This is a genomic window from Rhizobium sp. NPDC092011 (assembly GCF_044756305.1).
Classification (GTDB): Bacteria; Pseudomonadota; Alphaproteobacteria; order Rhizobiales; family Rhizobiaceae; genus Rhizobium.
Genome location: NZ_JBIVSO010000011.1, coordinates 122,559 through 140,738 on the forward strand (window position 1 = coordinate 122,559; position 18,180 = coordinate 140,738).

The window sequence follows — 18,180 nt, forward strand, 5'->3', positions numbered from 1 at the left end:
CACATGTCAATTGCGGGAGAGTGGCAATTTCGTTCCGGCGAGCTCGCGTTCTTCGAGGACGGCGCGGCGGAAGCGGAAGAGCTTTGCCGGACGACCGCCGGTCTCGCTCTCGGTGCCGCCGCTTTCCTCTACCAGGTCCTGCTGCTCGATCAGTCTGCGGAAATTCTGTTTGTGCAGAGTCAGGCCGGCCAGCGCCTCCACTGCCTTCTGCAATTGCAGAAGCGTGAAGGTCTCGGGCATGAGCTCGAAGACAACTGGGCGATATTTGATCTTGGCTCTCAGCCGCGCCATTCCGGTGGCCAGGATACGGCGGTGATCTGCAAACATGGGGCGACCGAATGCGTGCGATTGATCGCAGCGCGCTTCGGCCACGAGACCTGCCTCATAGAGCAGCTCATAGCGCTGCAGGACGAGATCCTCGTTCCAGGCGGTGCCGTTCAGCCCGAAATCGAAATCGGCACGGCGTCTGCGCCCATAGGCCTTGGCTGCATCGTCTGCCACCCACGACTCAAGCCGGGCGGCGACGTCGTCAAGGATCGCCGGCCGGCCCTTGCGGTGATCTTCCCAGGGGAGATATTCGTACCAGCCGTGCCAACCCGGCAAGCCAGCACCAGGCGCCGCCTGTTCGCGCACGAGACCGAGATAGCTGATCGAAATCGTCCGGCCGCCGAGGATCTCGTTATTCCGATCGCGGTCGGCGAAAGTGTAGAGTTGTTCGAGATAACCGACCGGATGAGCCGTCTGCTCCCTGATCCATTCGCGCAGCCCGCTCTGCAGCGTTCGATGTCCAAGCTCGAACGGACCTGACGGCAAGGCCTCGCCCGACCGGACCGTCATCACCCTGGGATCATTCCCCGTGACAGCCGTCAAAACCGCGATCAGTTCGGCATGCGCAAGCCCGATGGTCAAGCAAACTCCCTCGTCATGTCAATCCCATGCTTTCTCGCATGAAGCGGCGCACAAGCCAATGCGTGCGGCGGCTCGGTCCACATCTCCCGGCAATTTTAAGGGGTAGATTGGGCCTATCGGCTCACATAGTCCGGATGCTGCTCGCAAATCAGATCGACGATCGACAAGGTGCCGGACAGATGTTTGCGCATGGCGGCAACGGCCGCGTCCGGATCGCCCAAGCGAACGGCGTCGACGATGCCCTCATGATCGCCAATGATTTGCTGCAGCTTGCCCGGCATCGGCAGGTTCAGCATACGCAACCGATCAAGATGCACGCCTTGGCGCCGAACGGTCAACCACAGGCCCAGAATATCGGCTCTCTCGTAGAGCACCCGATGAAAATCCTTATCGAGGGTGTCGAAGAGATCGTAGGTCTCCGGCGACATGACGCGCTTCTGCCGGGTCAGAACCGTCTCCAGAGACTCCGCGGTCTCGGCGGGCGATTCCAGCGTCAACCGGCGCACAGCCTCAAGCTCTATCGACAGCCGCAGGAAGTGGGCCTCGGTCGCATTGCCTACATCGATGCGCGAAACAACGGTCGCATATTGCGGGTAGACCTCGACCAGCCCCTCCTCCTCCAGGCGAATCAAGGCGTCGCGCACCGGCGTCTGGCTGACATTGAACTCGCTCTGCAGCGAAATGCGCGACAGCACCGTCGTCGGCGGCAAGGCCATGGAAAGAATACGCGAACGCAGGATTTCCAGGATCTGCGGTGCCACCTGACGGGAACGATCCAGCGCGAATTCTTTCGGATTGAGTTTCACCGGCAGCCTTTCTGACTGAGAATGTCGATCCATTAAGCACAGCTTCGGACTTGATGCACTGATACATTAGTGCTTTAGTCCATTTCTGCCAACGTCCTTTCTTGCAGTTGGCGCAATCGGGAGGATTGAGCGAACAGGCGTCGCAGCCAGCAATCGGAAATCATCCAATGATGCGACACTTGCGCCACTCGGTTCTGCCCATCGTCACGAACAAGGCTCGAACACAATGAACAGCAGGAAGAAGCCCTCGGAACTGCGCAGCGCCAGATGGTTCGCCCCGGACGATCTCAGAAGCTCCGGGCATCGCTCGCGCACCATGCAGATGGGCTACGCCCCCGAGGAATGGATCGACAAGCCTGTTATCGCCATCCTCAACACCTGGTCAGACGCCAATCCCTGTCATGCCCATTTCAAGCATCGCGTCGAGGATGTGAAACGCGGGATCCTGCAAGCCGGCGGTTTTCCGCTGGAGCTACCCGCGCTTTCCCTTTCGGAAAGCTATGTGAAGCCGACCACCATGCTCTATCGCAACATGCTGGCGATGGAAGCGGAAGAGCTTCTGCGCTCGCACCCTGTCGACGGTGCCGTGCTGATGGGCGGTTGCGACAAGACCACACCCGGTCTTGTCATGGGCGCGCTCTCGATGGGCCTGCCGATGATCTATCTGCCGGCCGGCCCGATGCTGCGCGGCAATTATCGCGGCGAATATCTGGGATCCGGCTCGGACGCCTGGAAATTCTGGGACGAGCGCCGCGCCGGCACCATCTCGGAGAAGGAATGGGTCGATGTCGAGGCCGGCATCGCCCGATCCTACGGCCACTGCATGACCATGGGTACGGCAAGCACGATGACGGCAATCGCCGAGGCATTGGGCCTGACATTGTCCGGCGCAAGCTCTATCCCCGCCCCCGACGCCAATCATATCCGCATGTCCTCGGCCGTCGGTCGGCGCATCGTCGAGATGGTGTGGGAGGATCTTGGTCCCGCAAAGATCGTCACGGAAGCTGCCGTTAACAATGCCGTCGCCGTTGCGATGGCAACGGGCTGTTCCACCAATGCTGTCGTGCATCTGATCGCGATGGCGCGGCGTGCCGGCATCGACCTTTCGCTCGATGATCTCGATCAGGCCGGACGCACGACGCCGGTGCTCGCCAATATCAGGCCGACCGGCAAAGCCTACCTGATGGAGGATTTCTATTATGCCGGCGGCCTGCGGGCACTGATGGCGAAGCTTGCATCCAAGCTCGATCTCACCACGCTGACCGTATCCGGCGTCACCCTTGGGGAAACGCTGGAAGGTGCCAAATGCTACAATGACGACGTCATCCGCTCGCTCGACAATCCGGTCTATCACGAAGGGTCGCTGGCGGTGCTGAAGGGAAATCTTGCCCCAACGGGCGCCGTCATCAAGCCCGCCGCCTGCGACCCACGCTTCCACAGGCATCAGGGACCGGCGCTCGTCTTCGACACCTACGCAGAGATGAAGGCGGCGGTCGACGATGAAACTCTCGACATCACGCCCGACCACGTCATGGTGCTGCGCGGCGCCGGCCCGCAAGGTGGTCCCGGCATGCCGGAATGGGGCATGCTGCCGATCCCGAAGGCGCTCCTCAAGCAGGGCCACAGGGACATGCTTCGTCTCTCCGACGCCCGCATGAGCGGCACAAGCTACGGCGCCTGTATCCTGCATGTTTCGCCGGAATCCCATGTCGGCGGCCCGTTGGCGCTGTTGCGCAACGGCGACATCGTCCGTCTCGATCTCGAGGCGCGACGCATCGACATGCTGGTCGATGAAGACGAGTTGCAGCGGCGGCGCGACGCCTGGGTCAAGCCCGCGGAGAAATTCGGCCGTGGCTATGGCTGGATGTTTTCGCGCCATGTCGCGCAGGCCGATACCGGCTGCGATTTCGACTTCCTGGAATCAAGCTTCGGCCCGTCGCCGGGCGAACCCGACATCTATTGATCTCAAGAGGATAAACCGCATGAGCAATTACGTGCTGAGCCATGAGACGCGCGACAAGCTGATGGGCGTCGCGACACCCACGATCGCGACCGCGCTTTTCAAGCGGGGCTTGCGCAACCAGTTCATTCAGGATGTGCGCCCGCTCTCGCCGAAGAAGGCGAACATGGTCGGCCAGGCTTTTACGCTGCGCTATATTCCGGCGCGCGAAGATCTGAATACGCTCGAAGTCTTCCGCAACCCGGAGCATCCGCAGCGCGCGGCCGTCGAGCAATGCCCTCCCGGCTTCGTGCTGGTCATGGATAGCCGCAAGGATGCCCGGGCTGCTTCGGCCGGCTCCATCCTGATCTCGCGGCTGCAAGTGCGTGGTGTTGCCGGCGTCATCACCGACGGCGGTTTCCGCGACAGTCCGGAAATCGCCGCCCTCGACATTCCTTCCTATCATCACCGCCCGTCTGCTCCGACGAACCTGACGCTGCATCAGGCCATCGAAATCAACGGTCCGATCGGCTGCGGCGATGTGGCGGTTTTCCCCGGCGACGTTCTCGTCGGCGACAATGAGGGCGTCATCGTCATCCCGGCCCATCTTGCCGGCGAGATTGCCAATGAGACGGTGGAGATGACGGCCTATGAAGATTTCGTCACCGAAGAGGTCATGAATGGCGCGACCATCATCGGCCTCTATCCGGCAACCAGCGACGCGCCGAAACTCAAATTTGCCGAATGGCGGAAACAGAAGGGCCGATAAGACCATATTAGGTCGGGCAGCCGGCGGGATACGGCCGGCTGCCGTTACCAAGGCTATTCTTCCTTGACCAGCTTCAGAACGAGCTGCTGGAGATTGCCACCATCGCTGAATTCGACCTTGTCGAAATCACTGTTGCGCCGCCGCTCCTTATTCGAAATCTCGCCGAGCCGTTTCGTCAGTTCCACACGGATCTTGGAACATTTCGGATCATTCGGCACGGCAAAGCCGACGCTCATGGCCTCGATTTCCTTGACCATGTCCTTGATGTAACCACCATGCACGCGCTCATGCGCCTCAACGCCGGCGATGAATTTCTGCCAGCTTTTACGGGTCGATGCCGACAATTGCGCCGAGGGCTTCGGCAATGTGTAGGAGATGATCAGTTTCGGTATGTTGACGGTGATCTTGCAAGCACCATCCGGCTGAGGCTCGTATTTCCGCGTCCAGGTCAGCTTGAAATCGGTGTGAGCAATCGCCCTGACCTTCGGTCCGAGCAAGGGGCCGCGTTCGCCGATGGAGTCGTAAAGCTCGCGGCCGGATGTTCCAGAAATCGCATAGGTCTTGGTTGTTTCCACAGCCTGCCAGTCGGCATGGGCAGCCATCGGTAAGGAGACGATGGTTATTGCTGCTGCAAGTGATCGAATGCCTGCTTTCACGAACTTCCCCTGCACATCCTATTGAAGCGCGGCAAAGCTAACCATTGCCCCCAACCATTTCAATGAGCATTGAATTCAGAGGGCCGAGCCCGACTGCAGTAGCTCTTCGGCGTCCTCCCTCTCCATGTCGAAAACCCGTTTGCCGATGGCGAAGCTGAAACCATTGCGCGCAAAGGCGGACAATTCTTTCGATTTGCGCTTTTCATCGAGATCGCCCCGCCGAAAAGGCCCAAAGCCGCGCTTCCTGGCGAAAATGACGGCGGAATGGAGATCATCGACCCCCCCGACTGCCGCGACGACCGTCTCGCCATCTATGCCCTTGGAGGCAAGTTTGAAGGCGATGGCCTTCTTCGATTTACCGGACCGAACCGCCGAGCGCGTGCTGATTTCGGCAAAGGCGACATCGTCAAGTACCTTCAGCTCATAGGCGAATTTGACGGCAAAATCGGCAAGTGCCTTGATCTGCACCTCACTGATATCTTCGAACTTCTGCTTCGCCTTCTTGGCGATCGCATCGAACAGTTGCTTCTCCGTCATCATCCGACGTTCAAGGCGGTAGATCGTGGAGTTGCGTGCCCAGGAAAGCATGCGGCTGGTCGGCGTTTCATCCATGGGAAATGGCATTCGGCAAGAGAGGAATCAGTCTTGCAAAACTAGCCGACCCGTTCTGCTTGGGCAACGAAAGCCACCTCTGCCTGGAGTGGCCCTGCGACAAACAGTCGGAGCGCTTCGCGTTTCCGTGAAAGGCGAAGCGCTCTAAGCACTACCCCGATCAGACAAGCGGCGGGTTCAGCCGGGAAAATCCCTCCTGCCGTCGATAGGGGAAATAAGGATAGGGTGCGGCGACGGCACTCACCTTATCGAGCTTCTCGATCTGCTGCGCAGAGAGCGTCCAGCCGATCGCGCCGAGATTTTCCCGCAGCTGCTGCTCGTTGCGAGCGCCGATGATCACGCTTGCAACAGTCGGCCGGCTCAGCAGCCAGTTGATCGAGATCTGCGGCACACTCTTGCCTGTTTCTGCAGAAATCTCGTCGAGCACATCGACAATATCAAAGAGCTTCTGGTCGTCGACCGGTGGTCCGAAGGAGGCGGTCTCGTGCAGGCGGCTGGTCTCCGGCAATGGCTGACCTCGACGGATCTTGCCGGTCAACCTGCCCCATGCAAGCGGACTCCAGACCAGCGCGCCGACTTTCTGATCGGCACCGAGCGGCATCAATTCCCATTCGTAGTCGCGGCCGGCCAGCGAATAGTAGACCTGATGGGCGATAGGACGGACATAGGAATGCCGTTCCGACACGGCTATCGATTTCATCAATTCCCAGCCGGCGAAATTCGAAGCGCCGACGTAGCGGACCTTCCCCGCCTTCACGAGACCATCGAGCGTGGAAAACGTCTCTTCCAGCGGCGTCGAAGCATCGAAGGCATGCAGTTGCAGCAGGTCGATGTAGTCGGTGCCGAGACGACGCAAGGCTGCATCGACCGAATTGATCAACCGGGAGCGCGAAGCACCCCAGTCGGCCGGCCCATCCCCCATTGGCAAACCGACCTTGGTCGAAATCAGCACAGCACCGCGTATGCCGCGGATAGCCTGGCCGAGAACTTCCTCGGAGACGCCAGCCGAATAGACATCCGCCGTATCGAAAAGACTGATACCGGCCTCGAGGCAGATATCGACAAGCCGGCGTGCTTCAGCGGCACCCGTAGAGCCCCACGCGCTGAATAGTGGCCCGCTACCGCCGAAGGTGCCGGCGCCGAAGCTCAAGGACGACACTTTCAAACCGGAAGCGCCAAGCGTTCTGTATTCCATCGTCTATCTCCTTTGCTGTTCCACATAGATAGACGCTGCCAGCAGATTGATATAGATTGCCGGAAAGAAACTGATTTGTGATTTGAATTCATCATGAGCCGCCAGGATATCAATCGCTCAGGCGAAATGGAGGTCTTCGTCCGCGCCGTGGAACTGGGTGGCTTCACCGCTGCCGCCGCGGCGTGCCGGATGACACCATCGGCAGTCAGCAAACTCGTCACGAGGCTGGAGAAACGCCTTGGCGCGCGTCTTATCAATCGCTCCACAAGGCGGCTGCAATTGACACCCGAAGGTTGCGGCTTCTACGAACGCAGCGTGGCAATCCTCGCTGATATGGCCGAGGCGGAACGTCATGCTTCGGCCGGCGAAGAGGTGGCGGGACATATACGCGTCAACACTAGCGGCTCCTTCGGCAATCATGTGCTGGCTCCGCTCGTTCCCCTCTTTATGGGACTCTATCCGAAGGTTTCGCTCGAAATCGTTCACACGGACAGGGTCGTGGATCTGATGGAAGAGCGCGCGGATGTCGCCATCCGCACCGGGCCACTGAAGAGTTCGAGCCTCATTGCGCGCAAGCTCGGCGCAACGCGCAATATGATTGTCGCATCACCGGACTATCTACGCCGGCACGGCGTTCCGGGCTCACCAGCTGAAATCGGAAGGCACCGTCGCATCGACTTTTCCTACTCTCGGGCGATGGACGGTTGGCCCGTAAAGCTCGGCGACCGGATGATGACACTCCCGGCGGCGCGCGGGCTGCAGGTAGGCGACGGTGAAGCCGTACGCCATCTCGCGCTTGCGGGCGCAGGCATTGCGCGCCTCGCCGCCTTCACCATCAAAGCCGATCTTGAGGCCGGGCGCCTTCTTCCTGTCCTCGAAGAACTCAATCCCGGCGATGTCGAGGAATTCTACGCAGTCTATATTGGTCAAGGCGGCCCGCTGCCGGCACGCGTACGAGCGCTTCTCGAATTTCTCAGCGAAAACGTCCGATTGTGAAAAGCGATGCGGCCCGCAAGGCCGCATCGATGGGCACTTTTGGCGCTGTCAGGCGGCAGGTTGGCGAGTCTTGCGCAGATAGGGCAAGACTGTATCGAACGACCCGAAGCGTGTGATCGCATCCTCGTTGGAAACGGCTGCGGTAATGATGACATCCTCGCCCTGCTGCCAGTTCGCCGGAGTTGCCACCTGATGCTTGGCCGTGAGCTGGATCGAGTCGATGGCGCGGAGGATCTCGCTGAAGTTGCGGCCCGTCGTCATCGGATAGGTAAGGATCAGCTTGATCTTCTTGTCCGGACCAATCACGAATACGGAGCGAACGGTCGCATTATCCGCCGGCGTGCGCCCCTCCGAGCTTTCGCCGGCGCCGGCCGGCAGCATGTCGTAGAGCTTGGCGACCTTGAGATCCTTGTCGCCGATCAGCGGATATTCGACATCGAAGCCGGTCGCCGTCTTGATGTCGCTCTTCCACCTGCCATGACTTTCGACCGGATCGACGGAAATGCCGATGACCTTGACGCCACGCTTGACGAACTCCTGCTCCAGTCCTGCCATGGCGCCAAGTTCCGTCGTGCAGACGGGCGTAAAATTCTTCGGATGGGAAAACAGGACGGCCCAGCCGTTGCCGATCCAGTCGTGGAACTGAAGTTCGCCCTGAGTGGTGTCGGCTGTGAAATCGGGCGCAATATCATTGATACGCAAACTCATTAGATTACCTCCAAAATATCGGTCCCGCCGCGCACCTTGAGCTGCGACATGGGGCCATGGTCAAGAAATGCCGGCCGCACCATGGCGTTGAATGCGTCTCATGAAAAACCCTTTCAAACCGAGGCTGCGATGGCCGTTGAAAGGCTCTGTGGTCTGCGGTGTCTCGCGCGTGTTTTCAGTGTTTCGAGAAAGCCGTAGCCGCTCGGCCACCGTCCAAATCCGCTAGCAACGTTAATATGTCCGGCAAGCCCGATATTGCGAACCTCGGAATTCCACAGCCGTCCGAACATTGTGAGACGATCGAGCGACATATAGACGTCGTTCAAGCTGCCGACGGTGATGCTGGGAAAGGGCAAAGCCTCTGTCGGCATGGTCCCGAACGAAAGCCGGCCGGCATGAAGTCTCTCCGTCGCCGGAATGTCGCAGGGCGCGACGAGAAGCGCCCCCTTGACCCTTCGCGCCGCCGGGCGTCCCGCCAGTCTGGCCGCCAGCAAGCAGCCCAGACTATGCGCGACGATATAGGCTTCACCCGCCTCTTCGAGCGCAACTTCCAGCCCCTCCATCCACCTGCCGAGATTGGGAAAATCCCAATCGTTCTGCTCCACGAGCCGAACGTCGGAATGATCCTGAAGCCAATAGTGCTGCCAATGTCCCTCGCCCGACCCGAACAAGCCCGGCACGATGAGAATTCTGCTCATGATATCCTCGCAGCCGATTTCAGCGAGCCCCGCAAGACGAAGCCGATGCAGTTTCCCTCAATACCAGGGCGCCGGTGAGGAGCACCAATAGTAGAGTTCGTAATCGCGGGCCGATGGCTCCCGATCGTAGCTTGCCGCGGGTGCCGCATAGACTGCGGCAAGCCCATCCTGCTTTTTATCCGATGGAAACAAACCGAAGAATGTCTTCAGACGACTGATGATACTCGCTGTCATGCAACCCTCCATCCTGTTGAATTCAATACGGATATTCGCGTTCAACCAGCTTGATTTGCAGCGCTACTCCGCCGCCGCCAAGACCGTCACCGGATGCCGATGCGGAAAGAAGGCCGCCAGTTCACCGACAACCTCATTGATCCGGGCGGCCAGAGGTTCAGAGGAAACCTTGTAGTCGGTGAAATCGCGATCCGAGGCATAAACCGCGGTCGGCAGCGTATGAGCCATGAAGAAGCCGAAGAGCGGCCGCAACTGGTGTTCCACCATCAACGCATGCCTGTCGCCGCCGCCGGTTGCCGTGATGATGATGGGCTTGGCACGCAGCTCGTGTGGATCGATAAGATCGATGAGATGCTTGAACAGTCCCGGATATGATCCCTTGAAGGTGGGGGAACCGATGATCAGCGCATCGGATGAGACGATGTCGTCGAGCACGCGCTTCGCCTGATCATCAAGATCCTTGCGCCATTGCGCCGATCCAAGCGAAGGGCCGACATCGTGCAGATCGTATACCTTGCCTGTGAACCCATAGCGTTCGCCCGCCAGGTCGGCGACGGTCTGAACCAGCGTGTAGGTCTTGGACGGCCGGTTGAAGCTGCCGGCAATGCCGACCAGTTTAGGCGCACTCATCATCATTCCTTTCCGAACGACGGATACGTTTTCGATAGTCCGAATATTGTCCACAAAAATGGTAGATTAAAAGAAACAGGCGTCTCTCTGTTCGCCGGAATGGGGAAATATGTTTCCTGCGTGCCGGGACTGAAGACTTGGTGCGGCGTTCCCTCGCCATCTTGAGCTTCGGCCAGTTGGCGACACATCGTCCGGATCATTTCCTGTGGGAAAACCCAAAACTTCGCATCGCCAACACACGACCGTGGGACGCATGTGGCACTAAGCCCGGTATCCCGAAGCAATGGTTGATCGGGATTGGCCGCGACGCGGCCGGATTATCGCAAGCGCGAAGGAAGGTGGGCGGCGGGCTCTGTCGCGACGCCCTTCCACAACAGCAACATCAGGACCTGGGGTCTTAAATGAGAAAGCATATCGCTGCCGCCATTTTCGCAGCAGCACTCTATACCTTTGCCGGCACCGCGCACGCCGATTGCGGCTCGGTGTCTATCGCCGAAATGAACTGGGCTTCGGCCGGCGTCGCGGCAAATGTCGATAAGATCATCCTTCAGGAAGGTTATGGCTGCTCGGTCGAGCTCGTCACTGGCGATACGCTGCCGACCTTCACCTCGATGAACGAAAAAGGCCAGCCCGATGTTGCGCCGGAGCTTTGGATCAACGCCGTGCGCACGCCTCTCGATCAGGCCGTTTCCGAGGGCCGGCTGGTGATTGCCGCCGGCATTCTTTCCGAAGGCGGCCAGGACGGCTGGTGGATTCCGAAATTCCTTGCCGATGCACATCCGGAGATCAAGACTGTTCAGCAGGCGCTGGAGCATCCGGAATTTTTCCCCTCGCCGAACGACCCGAAGAAGGGCGTCATCTACAATTGCCCACCCGGCTGGCAATGCCAGGCTTCACTCGGCAATCTCTTCCGGGCGCTCGACGGCGAGAAGAAGGGATTTGAAATCGTCGAGACCGGCTCGGCCGCGGCTCTCGACGGAACGATCGCAAACGCTTTCGAAAAAAAGACCGGTTGGCTCGGCTACTATTGGTCACCGACGGCCATCCTCGGCAAATATCCGATGGTGCGCCTTTCTTTTGGCGTACCGCATGACAAGGCGGAGTGGGACGCCTGCACCTCGGTGATCGATTGCGCTAGTCCGAAGGTCAATTCCTATCCCGTCTCCGAAGTCTTTACCGTCGTCACCAAGAAGTTCGCCGACAAGGCAGGCGTTGCGATGGACTATCTAAAGACGCGCAAATGGACGAATGACGTTGTGAACAGCGTCCTTGCCTGGCAGACCGACAATCAGGGCACCAATGAAGATACCGCCAAGTATTTTCTGAAGACCCATGAGGACATCTGGACGACCTGGGTAAGCCCCGAGGTCGCCAAGAAGGTAAAGGCGTCTCTATAAGTGCGGGCGCCGACGCCGCAGGGTGATCGCGCGCCGTTTTGCGCGACACCCGCCGGCCGGCGCCTACTCGAATTTCTCGGTCGTATCCGCCTTGCCCTTGACCCAATAGCCGGATGCCTTGATCCAGCTCAGCGGGTAGCCACGCTCTTCGACGAAATAATTTCTCATTGCTCGCGTCACCGATGCTTCGGCCGCGATCCAGACAAAGGTTTCCGGCAAAAGCTCGACCGACCGGAGTATCGCCAGCAGCATGGAGGCTTCGGTCGCCTCCGACAGGGGCCGGTGCACCCAATGCGTCTGCACATGGGCATCGCTCCGAAACGCCTGATGCTCGGCATCGTTCGCCACCGCCACGATGGCCGTGATGCGTGCGTCGCTGTCGGCTTCCTCGATGCGGCGCCCGATCGCCGGCAAGGCTGTCTCGTCACCGATCAGCAACCAGTTCTTGATCTCGCTTGACACGACCGCCGAACCACGGGGACCGGCAATCTCCAGCTTGTCGCCGCAACGGGCATCGAGCGCCCACCGCGTGGCGGGGCCAGCTTCGTGGATGGCAAAATCGAGGACAAGAGTGCGGGCGTCATTGTCGTATCGCCGAGGCGTATAATCGCGCCGCTCCATCTCCTCACCAGCCCCGGGCACGATGACTTTGATATGATCATCAGGAGCGAGGCTGACGAAATCGGCAAGATCGTCGCCGATGACCTCGATGCGCAGCATCCCGGGTGTGATTTTTTCAACGCTGGAGACGGTCAAGGAGCGCCTTTTCAGCTCGTGGCGCACGCGCTCGATCTTCGGAGTCGCGCTATTCGGATTTGAGGTTTGGGGGATATCCATCTGCATCCTTTCGCGGCTCTTCAGTCTCAATCCGCAGGACACAGTCGCGCAGACCGAAGCCGCAGAGCCGTTCGATCATACGCGTTGAGTGACGTTAACGCTTACGTGGCCGGGCAACGCCCGACCAATTCGCGTTCTCTATAAAAGAAGAAAACCGATCTCGCAATTAAAAGATGATAATTCGAGACAAGTTTTTTATGTGGTCGCTGGCCGGCTGCCGCGAAGCTGGATCGGCCGGCACGCCCCTCGCGCGCCGGCCGGCCTCATTGACTACTGCAGCGCTTTTTCCATCACCCGCACCAGACGCTCGGCAAAGGCGCGCGGATCGGCCGGCTTGTCGCCATCCAGGACACGCGCCTGATCGAGCAGGAGGAAAGCAGCATCGTCGCGCAGCGACGGCGCATCGATCTTGGCTGCGATCGCCTTGACCACCGGGTGCTCCATGTTGACTTCCAGGATCGGCTTGGCGCCGGACTGCAGGCGTCCCGCTCCCTGCAGGATCTTCTCGAGCTGCCGGTCATAACCCTGCTCGGATGCGACGAGGCAGACGGCGCTCTCGATCAGGCGATCGGATGCGCGCACGTCGGAGACTTCGTCAGCCAGCTTTTCCTTGGCAAAGTCGATAAATGCCTGCACATCGGCCGGAGCTGTCGCACTTTCCGGCTTGTCTTCATCGAGCTTCTTGAACTGGGCGAGATCGGCAGACCCCTGGGTGATGGACTTGAAGCTCTTGCCCTCGAACTCAGGAGCATTCATCACCCAGAAGCTGTCGACCGAATCCGTCAGAAGCAACACTTCGATGCCGCGGGCACGGAAGCCTTCCAGCTGCGGCGACGCCTTCAGCTGCTCAAGGCTGCCACCGACGAGATAGTAAATCGCCTGTTGGCCTTCCTTGGCATTCGCGACATAGTCCGCAAGCGAACGATAGCCGTCTCCGGAGGCTGTCGAACGGAAGCGCGACAGCGCCAGCAGCTGCGCACGACGCTCGAAATCCTCGTGAATGCCTTCCTTGATCAGGCCGCCGAAATTTTCCCAGATCTTCAGGAAAGCATCGTGGTCGCTCTCGGCCTGCTTCTCGATCGCGGTGATGATGCGGTTGGTGACACCCTTGCGGATTGCCGACAGGATGGCGCTCTCCTGGATCATCTCGCGCGAAACATTGAGCGGCAGATCGGCGGTGTCGACGAGACCGCGGACAAAGCGGAGATAACGCGGCAGCAATTCCGCCTCGTCTGTGATGAAGACGCGCTTCACATAGAGCTTCATACGCCCCTTGCGATCGGGGTCGAAGAGATCGAAGGGCTGCGAGCCGGGCACGAAGGCGAGAGCCGAGTATTCATGGCGACCCTCGGCGCGAAAATGCACCGTCAGCGCCGGTTCGTCATATTGTCCGGAAACGCTGCGGTAGAAATCGGTATACTCTTCGCCCGTGATGTCGTTCTTCGACTTCGTCCAGAGCGCTGTGCCGTCCGTTAGCTGCGTGGCTTCCTCGCCGGGCTTTTCGACGATCTTGATCGGAACCGGTACGTGGCCCGACTGTTCCTTGACGATGCGCTCGACGGTCCAGCGCGACGCGTAGTTCTTGGCGTCCTCCATCAGATGCAAGGTAATGCGCGTGCCGCGCGCCGGAGCCTCACTCACGTCGACAGGCGCAACGCTATAACCACCTTTGCCATCGGAAGACCAGAGCGACGCATCCTCGGCGCCAGCGCGGCGCGAGACGACATCGACTCGATCAGCGACCATGAAACAGGAATAGAAGCCAACACCGAACTGGCCAATGAGCTGCGCACCCTCACCCTGCTTGTTGGCCTCGATCCGCTCCATGAAAGCGCGCGTGCCGGAGCGGGCGATCGTGCCGAGCGCCTCGATCATCTCGTCACGGCTCATGCCAATGCCGTTATCCTCGACAATCAGCTTGCCGCTGTCGGCATCGAGCGTCAGCAGGATCCGGCTATCGGGATCGTTGGCAAGCAGGCCGGGATGCGCGATGGCCTCGTAGCGCAGCTTCTCGCAGGCGTCGGCGGCATTCGAGATCAACTCGCGCAGGAAGACATCCTTGTCCGAGTAAACCGAGTGAACCATCATATGCAGAAGCCGGGCGACGTCGGCCTCGAAGACGTGGCTCTCGGCGGTATTTTCTGCTGTGGTGGCTGTCATGTGCGTTTAGTCTCCTGGGAATAACAAATATCGCGTCGAACAGGTGGCGGAAGACGAGGCAAATTTCAAGCTGGTGTTGTCGCTCCGAGAACAAAACGGACAAACGGCATCCCTGGGAAGCCGCGCCCACAGCATCTCAATTGCCATTCGCGGTTCGTTACTATAATAACTTGAGTTTAGCCCGAAGGATTATATTACGGAGCACGACCGGAAGCCGCAAATGACGTTTCAGCCAAGAATGCAGAACAAGATCGGCGGCTTTTCCGTCATAGGCGGCATGCATCGCCGAGAGTGGAACGGAATTGTCGCTGACATCTGGAACGTCAATTGCGAAGCACAGGCCGGCGGCTACTATCTCGCGCACGACCCGCGCCTATTCATCCTTCTCGAACAACGCGGCGCGGGCACGACCAATGTCCGACAATCACCCCGCGCAAGGGGTCGGTTGCAGGATTACGACAACGGACGCATCTCCTATGTCCCTGCTGGAATGGAGCTCTGGGTCGATATTTCCGGCGTCGAGTTCGTGCGTCATCTCGATATTCACTTCAACGCGGAGATCGTCAGCCAGCGCCTGATGGAAAATATCGACCCTGCGCGGCTCGATCGCCCGCAACTGCATTTCAACGACCAGCGGGTGATGGCGCTTGCCGAGCTGATTGCCGCCGAATGCGAAAGTTCTGAACCACTGCACGATCTTTATGGCGACGGCCTGACGCTTTCACTGCTGATCGATGTCCTGCAATTGCGCGGCACTCCGCCGCGGAAACGCAGCGGACTTGCCACATGGCAGCTGCGTCGCGCAGTCGATTATATCGAGGAGCACTGCTCGCGGGCGATCCGGCTGGAAGAATTGGCGGCACTGACCGGTCTCTCACAATCGCATTTCAGCCACGCCTTCAAAGCATCGACCGGCCTTCCGCCGCATCAATGGCAGACGCAAGTGCGGCTGGAGCGGGCCAAAGAACTCTTGCTGAAGAGCCATCTGCCGTTGACCACGGTTGCCGTCGAAACAGGCTTTGCCGATCAAGCACACTTCACACGCGTTTTCCGCAAGAATGTCGGTACGGCGCCTGCAACCTGGAAACGCAGCATGCTTGCGTGAAAACCACAGCTCGCGAGCAATTGTACGCCTCGCGGAGAATTGCCCAAAAACATTCAAATTTCCCGACATCGGACAAGAGTCGCCCTTAAATATGAGTTAACTGCTCATCTTATTAAGGGATCGGCCACCCTGGCCGAGCAGGCGCAAGATCGGGACAGAAGACGGAAATGCTGGGATTGAAGAAAAACCAATCGAAGATGCGGCTCTTGGCGACAGGCGTGGCTATTGCCGCCTTGCTGGCGGCCTCACAGGTTGCAGCACAGGAAAAGCCCACGGAATTGCAGCCGCTGGTCATTCAAGGCGGCTCGCAACAGAAGGCGGAAGACAGCGGCACCGCCCCGGTCAAGGGTTACGTGGCCAAGAAGACCACATCAGGCTCGAAATCCGACACGCCGATCACCGAAGTGCCGCAATCGGTCTCCGTCATCGGTCAGCAGGAAATGCAGGATCGCGGCATCACCAATAAGGTCGACGAAGCCCTACGCTATACGCCCGGCGTCACCACGCAGCCCTTCGGCAATGATGGCGATACCGACTGGTTTTATGTTCGCGGCTTCGACGCGACGCAGAGCGGCGTCTTCATGAACGGCCTGACGCTCTACAGCTACGGCTTCGGTGGCTTCCAGATCGATCCGTACATGCTCGAGCGTGTCGAAGTACTGAAGGGGCCGGCCTCCGTGCTCTACGGCGGCGCCAATCCGGGCGGCCTGGTCAACATGGTCCGCAAGGCGCCGACCGACACTCCTCAGTATTCCACCGAGATCGGGATCAACAACATCGGCAACGCCTTTGTCGGTTTCGATTTCTCCGACAAGCTCTCGGCTGACGGCGTTTTCCGCTACCGCCTGACCGGCAAGATCGCCGGTGGCGATACCTATAGCGACGGCACCCACGACCTGCGCGGCTTCATCATGCCGCAAGTGACGATCTCTCCCGACGAATCCACCAAGCTGACCGTTTTCGGCATGCTGAGCGGCCTCGACGAAATCCACAGCGGCAACGGCTTCTTTCCCTATGTCGGTACCGTCGTCGATGCGCCCTTCGGCAAGATCAAGCGTGACGCATTCTACGGCGAGCGCAGCATCGACAACTTAAAATATGCCCAACAGATGCTCGGCTACGAGTTCTCGCACGACTTCGACGGCGGCTGGACCGTGTCGCAGAACGCGCGCTACGGCCATCTCTACAAGCGCGAAGAAGGCCCGTATCTGAACGGCTATGTGGGCGGAAATCCGCTCAGCCCGACCTATAGCGACCCGAATTATATGCTGAACCGGATCGGCTTCTTCGAACGTTCAAAGGTCGACACCTTCTCCGTCGACACCCGCGCGGAGAACAAGTTCGACACAGGCCCGATCAGCCATGACTTCCTGATCGGCACGGACTATTCGATCTACCGGCTCGACCAGATCCAGGCGTGCTGCGGCTCCAATCCGATCAGCGCAACGAACCCGGTCTACGGCACACCGCAAGGAGCCAACTCCGTCTACCTCAATCAGGTCATGACGCAGCAGCAGCTTGGCATCTATACGCAGGACCAGATGCGCTTCGGCGACGGCTGGCTGGTCACGCTCAATGGCCGCTACGACTTCGTCGACACCAATTCCGACTCGAAGGTCGGCACGACCTACAAGTCGAACGAAGGTGCGGCGAGCGGGCGGGCGGGCCTGGCTTATGAGTTCTCCAACGGCATCACGCCCTATATCAGCGCCGGCACCTTCTTCAATCCGCTGATCGGAACCAGCGCCACCGGCGGCGGCCTGACCCCGGAAAAGGGCGAGCAGTATGAAGCCGGCATCAAGTATCAACCCGACTTCATCGACGGTCTGTTCACCGCCTCAATCTTCCAGATCGATCGCAAGAACATGGCGCTGACGGATCCCACAACCTTCCTGCAGCGTCAAATTGGCGCTGTTCGTTCGCGAGGCGTCGAACTCGAAGGCAAGGTCAATCTCGACGACAATTGGAAGCTGCTTGGCTCCTATTCCTATACGGATCTCGAAATCACCAAGGATCTTAACTCCGCGATCGTCGGCAACTCTCCTTACCTCGTGCCGAACTCGACAGCCTCGCTTTGGCTCGACTACGCCTTTACCAGCGACGCGCTTGACGGTCTGAGCATCGGCGCTGGCGTGCGTTACCAGGGCAAGTCCTGGGCAGATCAGGCCAACACCCTACGCGTGCCTTCGGCAACGCTCTTCGATGCCGGCATTCGCTACGAGAAGAAGGGCTGGGGCGCCTCGCTCAACGTCGCCAATATCTTCGACAAGGAATACGTCTCGGGTTGTGCCGGCGAGAATGTCTGCGGCTATGGCGATGCCCGCACCATTACCTTCAAACTCAGCAAGAAGTGGTAACTTGAGAATTTAAGTATACTTTTATTCACAACCATGGCAAAGAGCCGGGGATTGCCTGACGGCGATCCCCATCTTCGTTTGAAACCAAAGGCGACGTCATCATGACGGCGAAACAGCTCCAACACTTTTTCGGTCTCGAATTGGATCTATTTTCCCCCTCGCAACGTCACGA

At 59.3% G+C, this 18,180-nt stretch carries 17 protein-coding genes; 6 read left to right on the forward strand and 11 right to left on the reverse strand.

Annotated elements, in window-relative coordinates; all coding sequences use genetic code 11:
* Positions 1-6 precede the first annotated feature (6 nt).
* On the reverse strand, positions 7-909 hold the full coding sequence (locus ACIQJ2_RS30075; protein WP_400673876.1) for an NrtR DNA-binding winged helix domain-containing protein: 903 nt from the start codon (positions 907-909) through the stop codon (positions 7-9).
* A gap of 113 nt (positions 910-1,022) precedes the next feature.
* A complete protein-coding gene (locus ACIQJ2_RS30080; protein ID WP_400674119.1) occupies positions 1,023-1,715 on the reverse strand; it encodes a GntR family transcriptional regulator in 693 nt (230 codons plus the stop codon).
* A gap of 226 nt (positions 1,716-1,941) precedes the next feature.
* Here ACIQJ2_RS30080 and araD point away from each other — a divergent pair, with 226 nt between their 5' ends.
* Complete coding sequence (gene araD / locus ACIQJ2_RS30085; RefSeq protein WP_400673874.1) at positions 1,942-3,678, forward strand: L-arabinonate dehydratase; 1,737 nt, start codon at positions 1,942-1,944, stop codon at positions 3,676-3,678.
* Positions 3,679-3,697: 19 nt separating this feature from the next.
* The gene (locus ACIQJ2_RS30090) at positions 3,698-4,423 is read left to right on the forward strand and encodes a ribonuclease activity regulator RraA (RefSeq protein WP_400673872.1); all 726 of its coding nucleotides are present in this window, start codon (positions 3,698-3,700) and stop codon (positions 4,421-4,423) included.
* Between the two features lie 53 nt (positions 4,424-4,476).
* On the opposite strand, the gene ACIQJ2_RS30095 is transcribed toward ACIQJ2_RS30090, so the two are convergent.
* The 3 genes from ACIQJ2_RS30095 to ACIQJ2_RS30105 all read right to left on the reverse strand — a co-directional run bounded on the left by ACIQJ2_RS30095 (position 4,477) and on the right by ACIQJ2_RS30105 (position 6,886).
* Complete coding sequence (locus ACIQJ2_RS30095; protein ID WP_400674117.1) at positions 4,477-5,025, reverse strand: DUF922 domain-containing Zn-dependent protease; 549 nt, start codon at positions 5,023-5,025, stop codon at positions 4,477-4,479.
* Positions 5,026-5,154: 129 nt separating this feature from the next.
* Positions 5,155-5,691, reverse strand: coding sequence for a recombination regulator RecX (gene recX / locus ACIQJ2_RS30100; RefSeq protein ID WP_400673870.1), 537 nt, complete (start codon positions 5,689-5,691; stop codon positions 5,155-5,157).
* Positions 5,692-5,851: 160 nt separating this feature from the next.
* Positions 5,852-6,886: an aldo/keto reductase gene (locus tag ACIQJ2_RS30105; protein ID WP_400673868.1), complete on the reverse strand. Its 1,035-nt coding sequence runs from the start codon at positions 6,884-6,886 to the stop codon at positions 5,852-5,854.
* Positions 6,887-6,979: 93 nt separating this feature from the next.
* Here ACIQJ2_RS30105 and ACIQJ2_RS30110 point away from each other — a divergent pair, with 93 nt between their 5' ends.
* Complete coding sequence (locus ACIQJ2_RS30110; RefSeq protein WP_400673865.1) at positions 6,980-7,882, forward strand: LysR family transcriptional regulator; 903 nt, start codon at positions 6,980-6,982, stop codon at positions 7,880-7,882.
* Positions 7,883-7,930: 48 nt separating this feature from the next.
* On the opposite strand, the gene ACIQJ2_RS30115 is transcribed toward ACIQJ2_RS30110, so the two are convergent.
* The 4 genes from ACIQJ2_RS30115 to msuE form a co-directional block, all read right to left on the reverse strand.
* Positions 7,931-8,590, reverse strand: a complete 660-nt coding sequence (locus tag ACIQJ2_RS30115) for a peroxiredoxin (RefSeq protein ID WP_400673863.1) — start codon at positions 8,588-8,590, stop codon at positions 7,931-7,933.
* A 113-nt stretch (positions 8,591-8,703) separates the two neighbouring features.
* The gene (locus ACIQJ2_RS30120; RefSeq protein WP_400673861.1) at positions 8,704-9,288 is read right to left on the reverse strand and encodes an RBBP9/YdeN family alpha/beta hydrolase; all 585 of its coding nucleotides are present in this window, start codon (positions 9,286-9,288) and stop codon (positions 8,704-8,706) included.
* Between the two features lie 57 nt (positions 9,289-9,345).
* On the reverse strand, positions 9,346-9,522 hold the full coding sequence (locus tag ACIQJ2_RS30125) for a hypothetical protein (protein ID WP_246762247.1): 177 nt from the start codon (positions 9,520-9,522) through the stop codon (positions 9,346-9,348).
* A gap of 63 nt (positions 9,523-9,585) precedes the next feature.
* Positions 9,586-10,152, reverse strand: a complete 567-nt coding sequence (gene msuE / locus ACIQJ2_RS30130; protein WP_400673858.1) for an FMN reductase — start codon at positions 10,150-10,152, stop codon at positions 9,586-9,588.
* Positions 10,153-10,553: 401 nt separating this feature from the next.
* Here msuE and ACIQJ2_RS30135 point away from each other — a divergent pair, with 401 nt between their 5' ends.
* Entirely contained in the window at positions 10,554-11,549 is a 996-nt protein-coding gene (locus ACIQJ2_RS30135; RefSeq protein WP_400673855.1) for an ABC transporter substrate-binding protein, read from the forward strand.
* A gap of 63 nt (positions 11,550-11,612) precedes the next feature.
* Here the strand turns inward: ACIQJ2_RS30135 and ACIQJ2_RS30140 are convergent, their stop codons facing one another.
* Both ACIQJ2_RS30140 and htpG read right to left on the reverse strand, forming a co-directional pair.
* On the reverse strand, positions 11,613-12,386 hold the full coding sequence (locus tag ACIQJ2_RS30140; protein WP_400673853.1) for a siderophore-interacting protein: 774 nt from the start codon (positions 12,384-12,386) through the stop codon (positions 11,613-11,615).
* A gap of 270 nt (positions 12,387-12,656) precedes the next feature.
* Complete coding sequence (gene htpG, locus ACIQJ2_RS30145; protein WP_400673850.1) at positions 12,657-14,546, reverse strand: molecular chaperone HtpG; 1,890 nt, start codon at positions 14,544-14,546, stop codon at positions 12,657-12,659.
* 220 nt (positions 14,547-14,766) lie between these two features.
* Here htpG and ACIQJ2_RS30150 point away from each other — a divergent pair, with 220 nt between their 5' ends.
* Both ACIQJ2_RS30150 and ACIQJ2_RS30155 read left to right on the forward strand, forming a co-directional pair.
* A complete protein-coding gene (locus ACIQJ2_RS30150) occupies positions 14,767-15,651 on the forward strand; it encodes a helix-turn-helix domain-containing protein (RefSeq protein WP_400673848.1) in 885 nt (294 codons plus the stop codon).
* Between the two features lie 167 nt (positions 15,652-15,818).
* A complete protein-coding gene (locus ACIQJ2_RS30155; RefSeq protein ID WP_400673845.1) occupies positions 15,819-18,008 on the forward strand; it encodes a TonB-dependent siderophore receptor in 2,190 nt (729 codons plus the stop codon).
* Positions 18,009-18,180 lie beyond the last annotated feature (172 nt).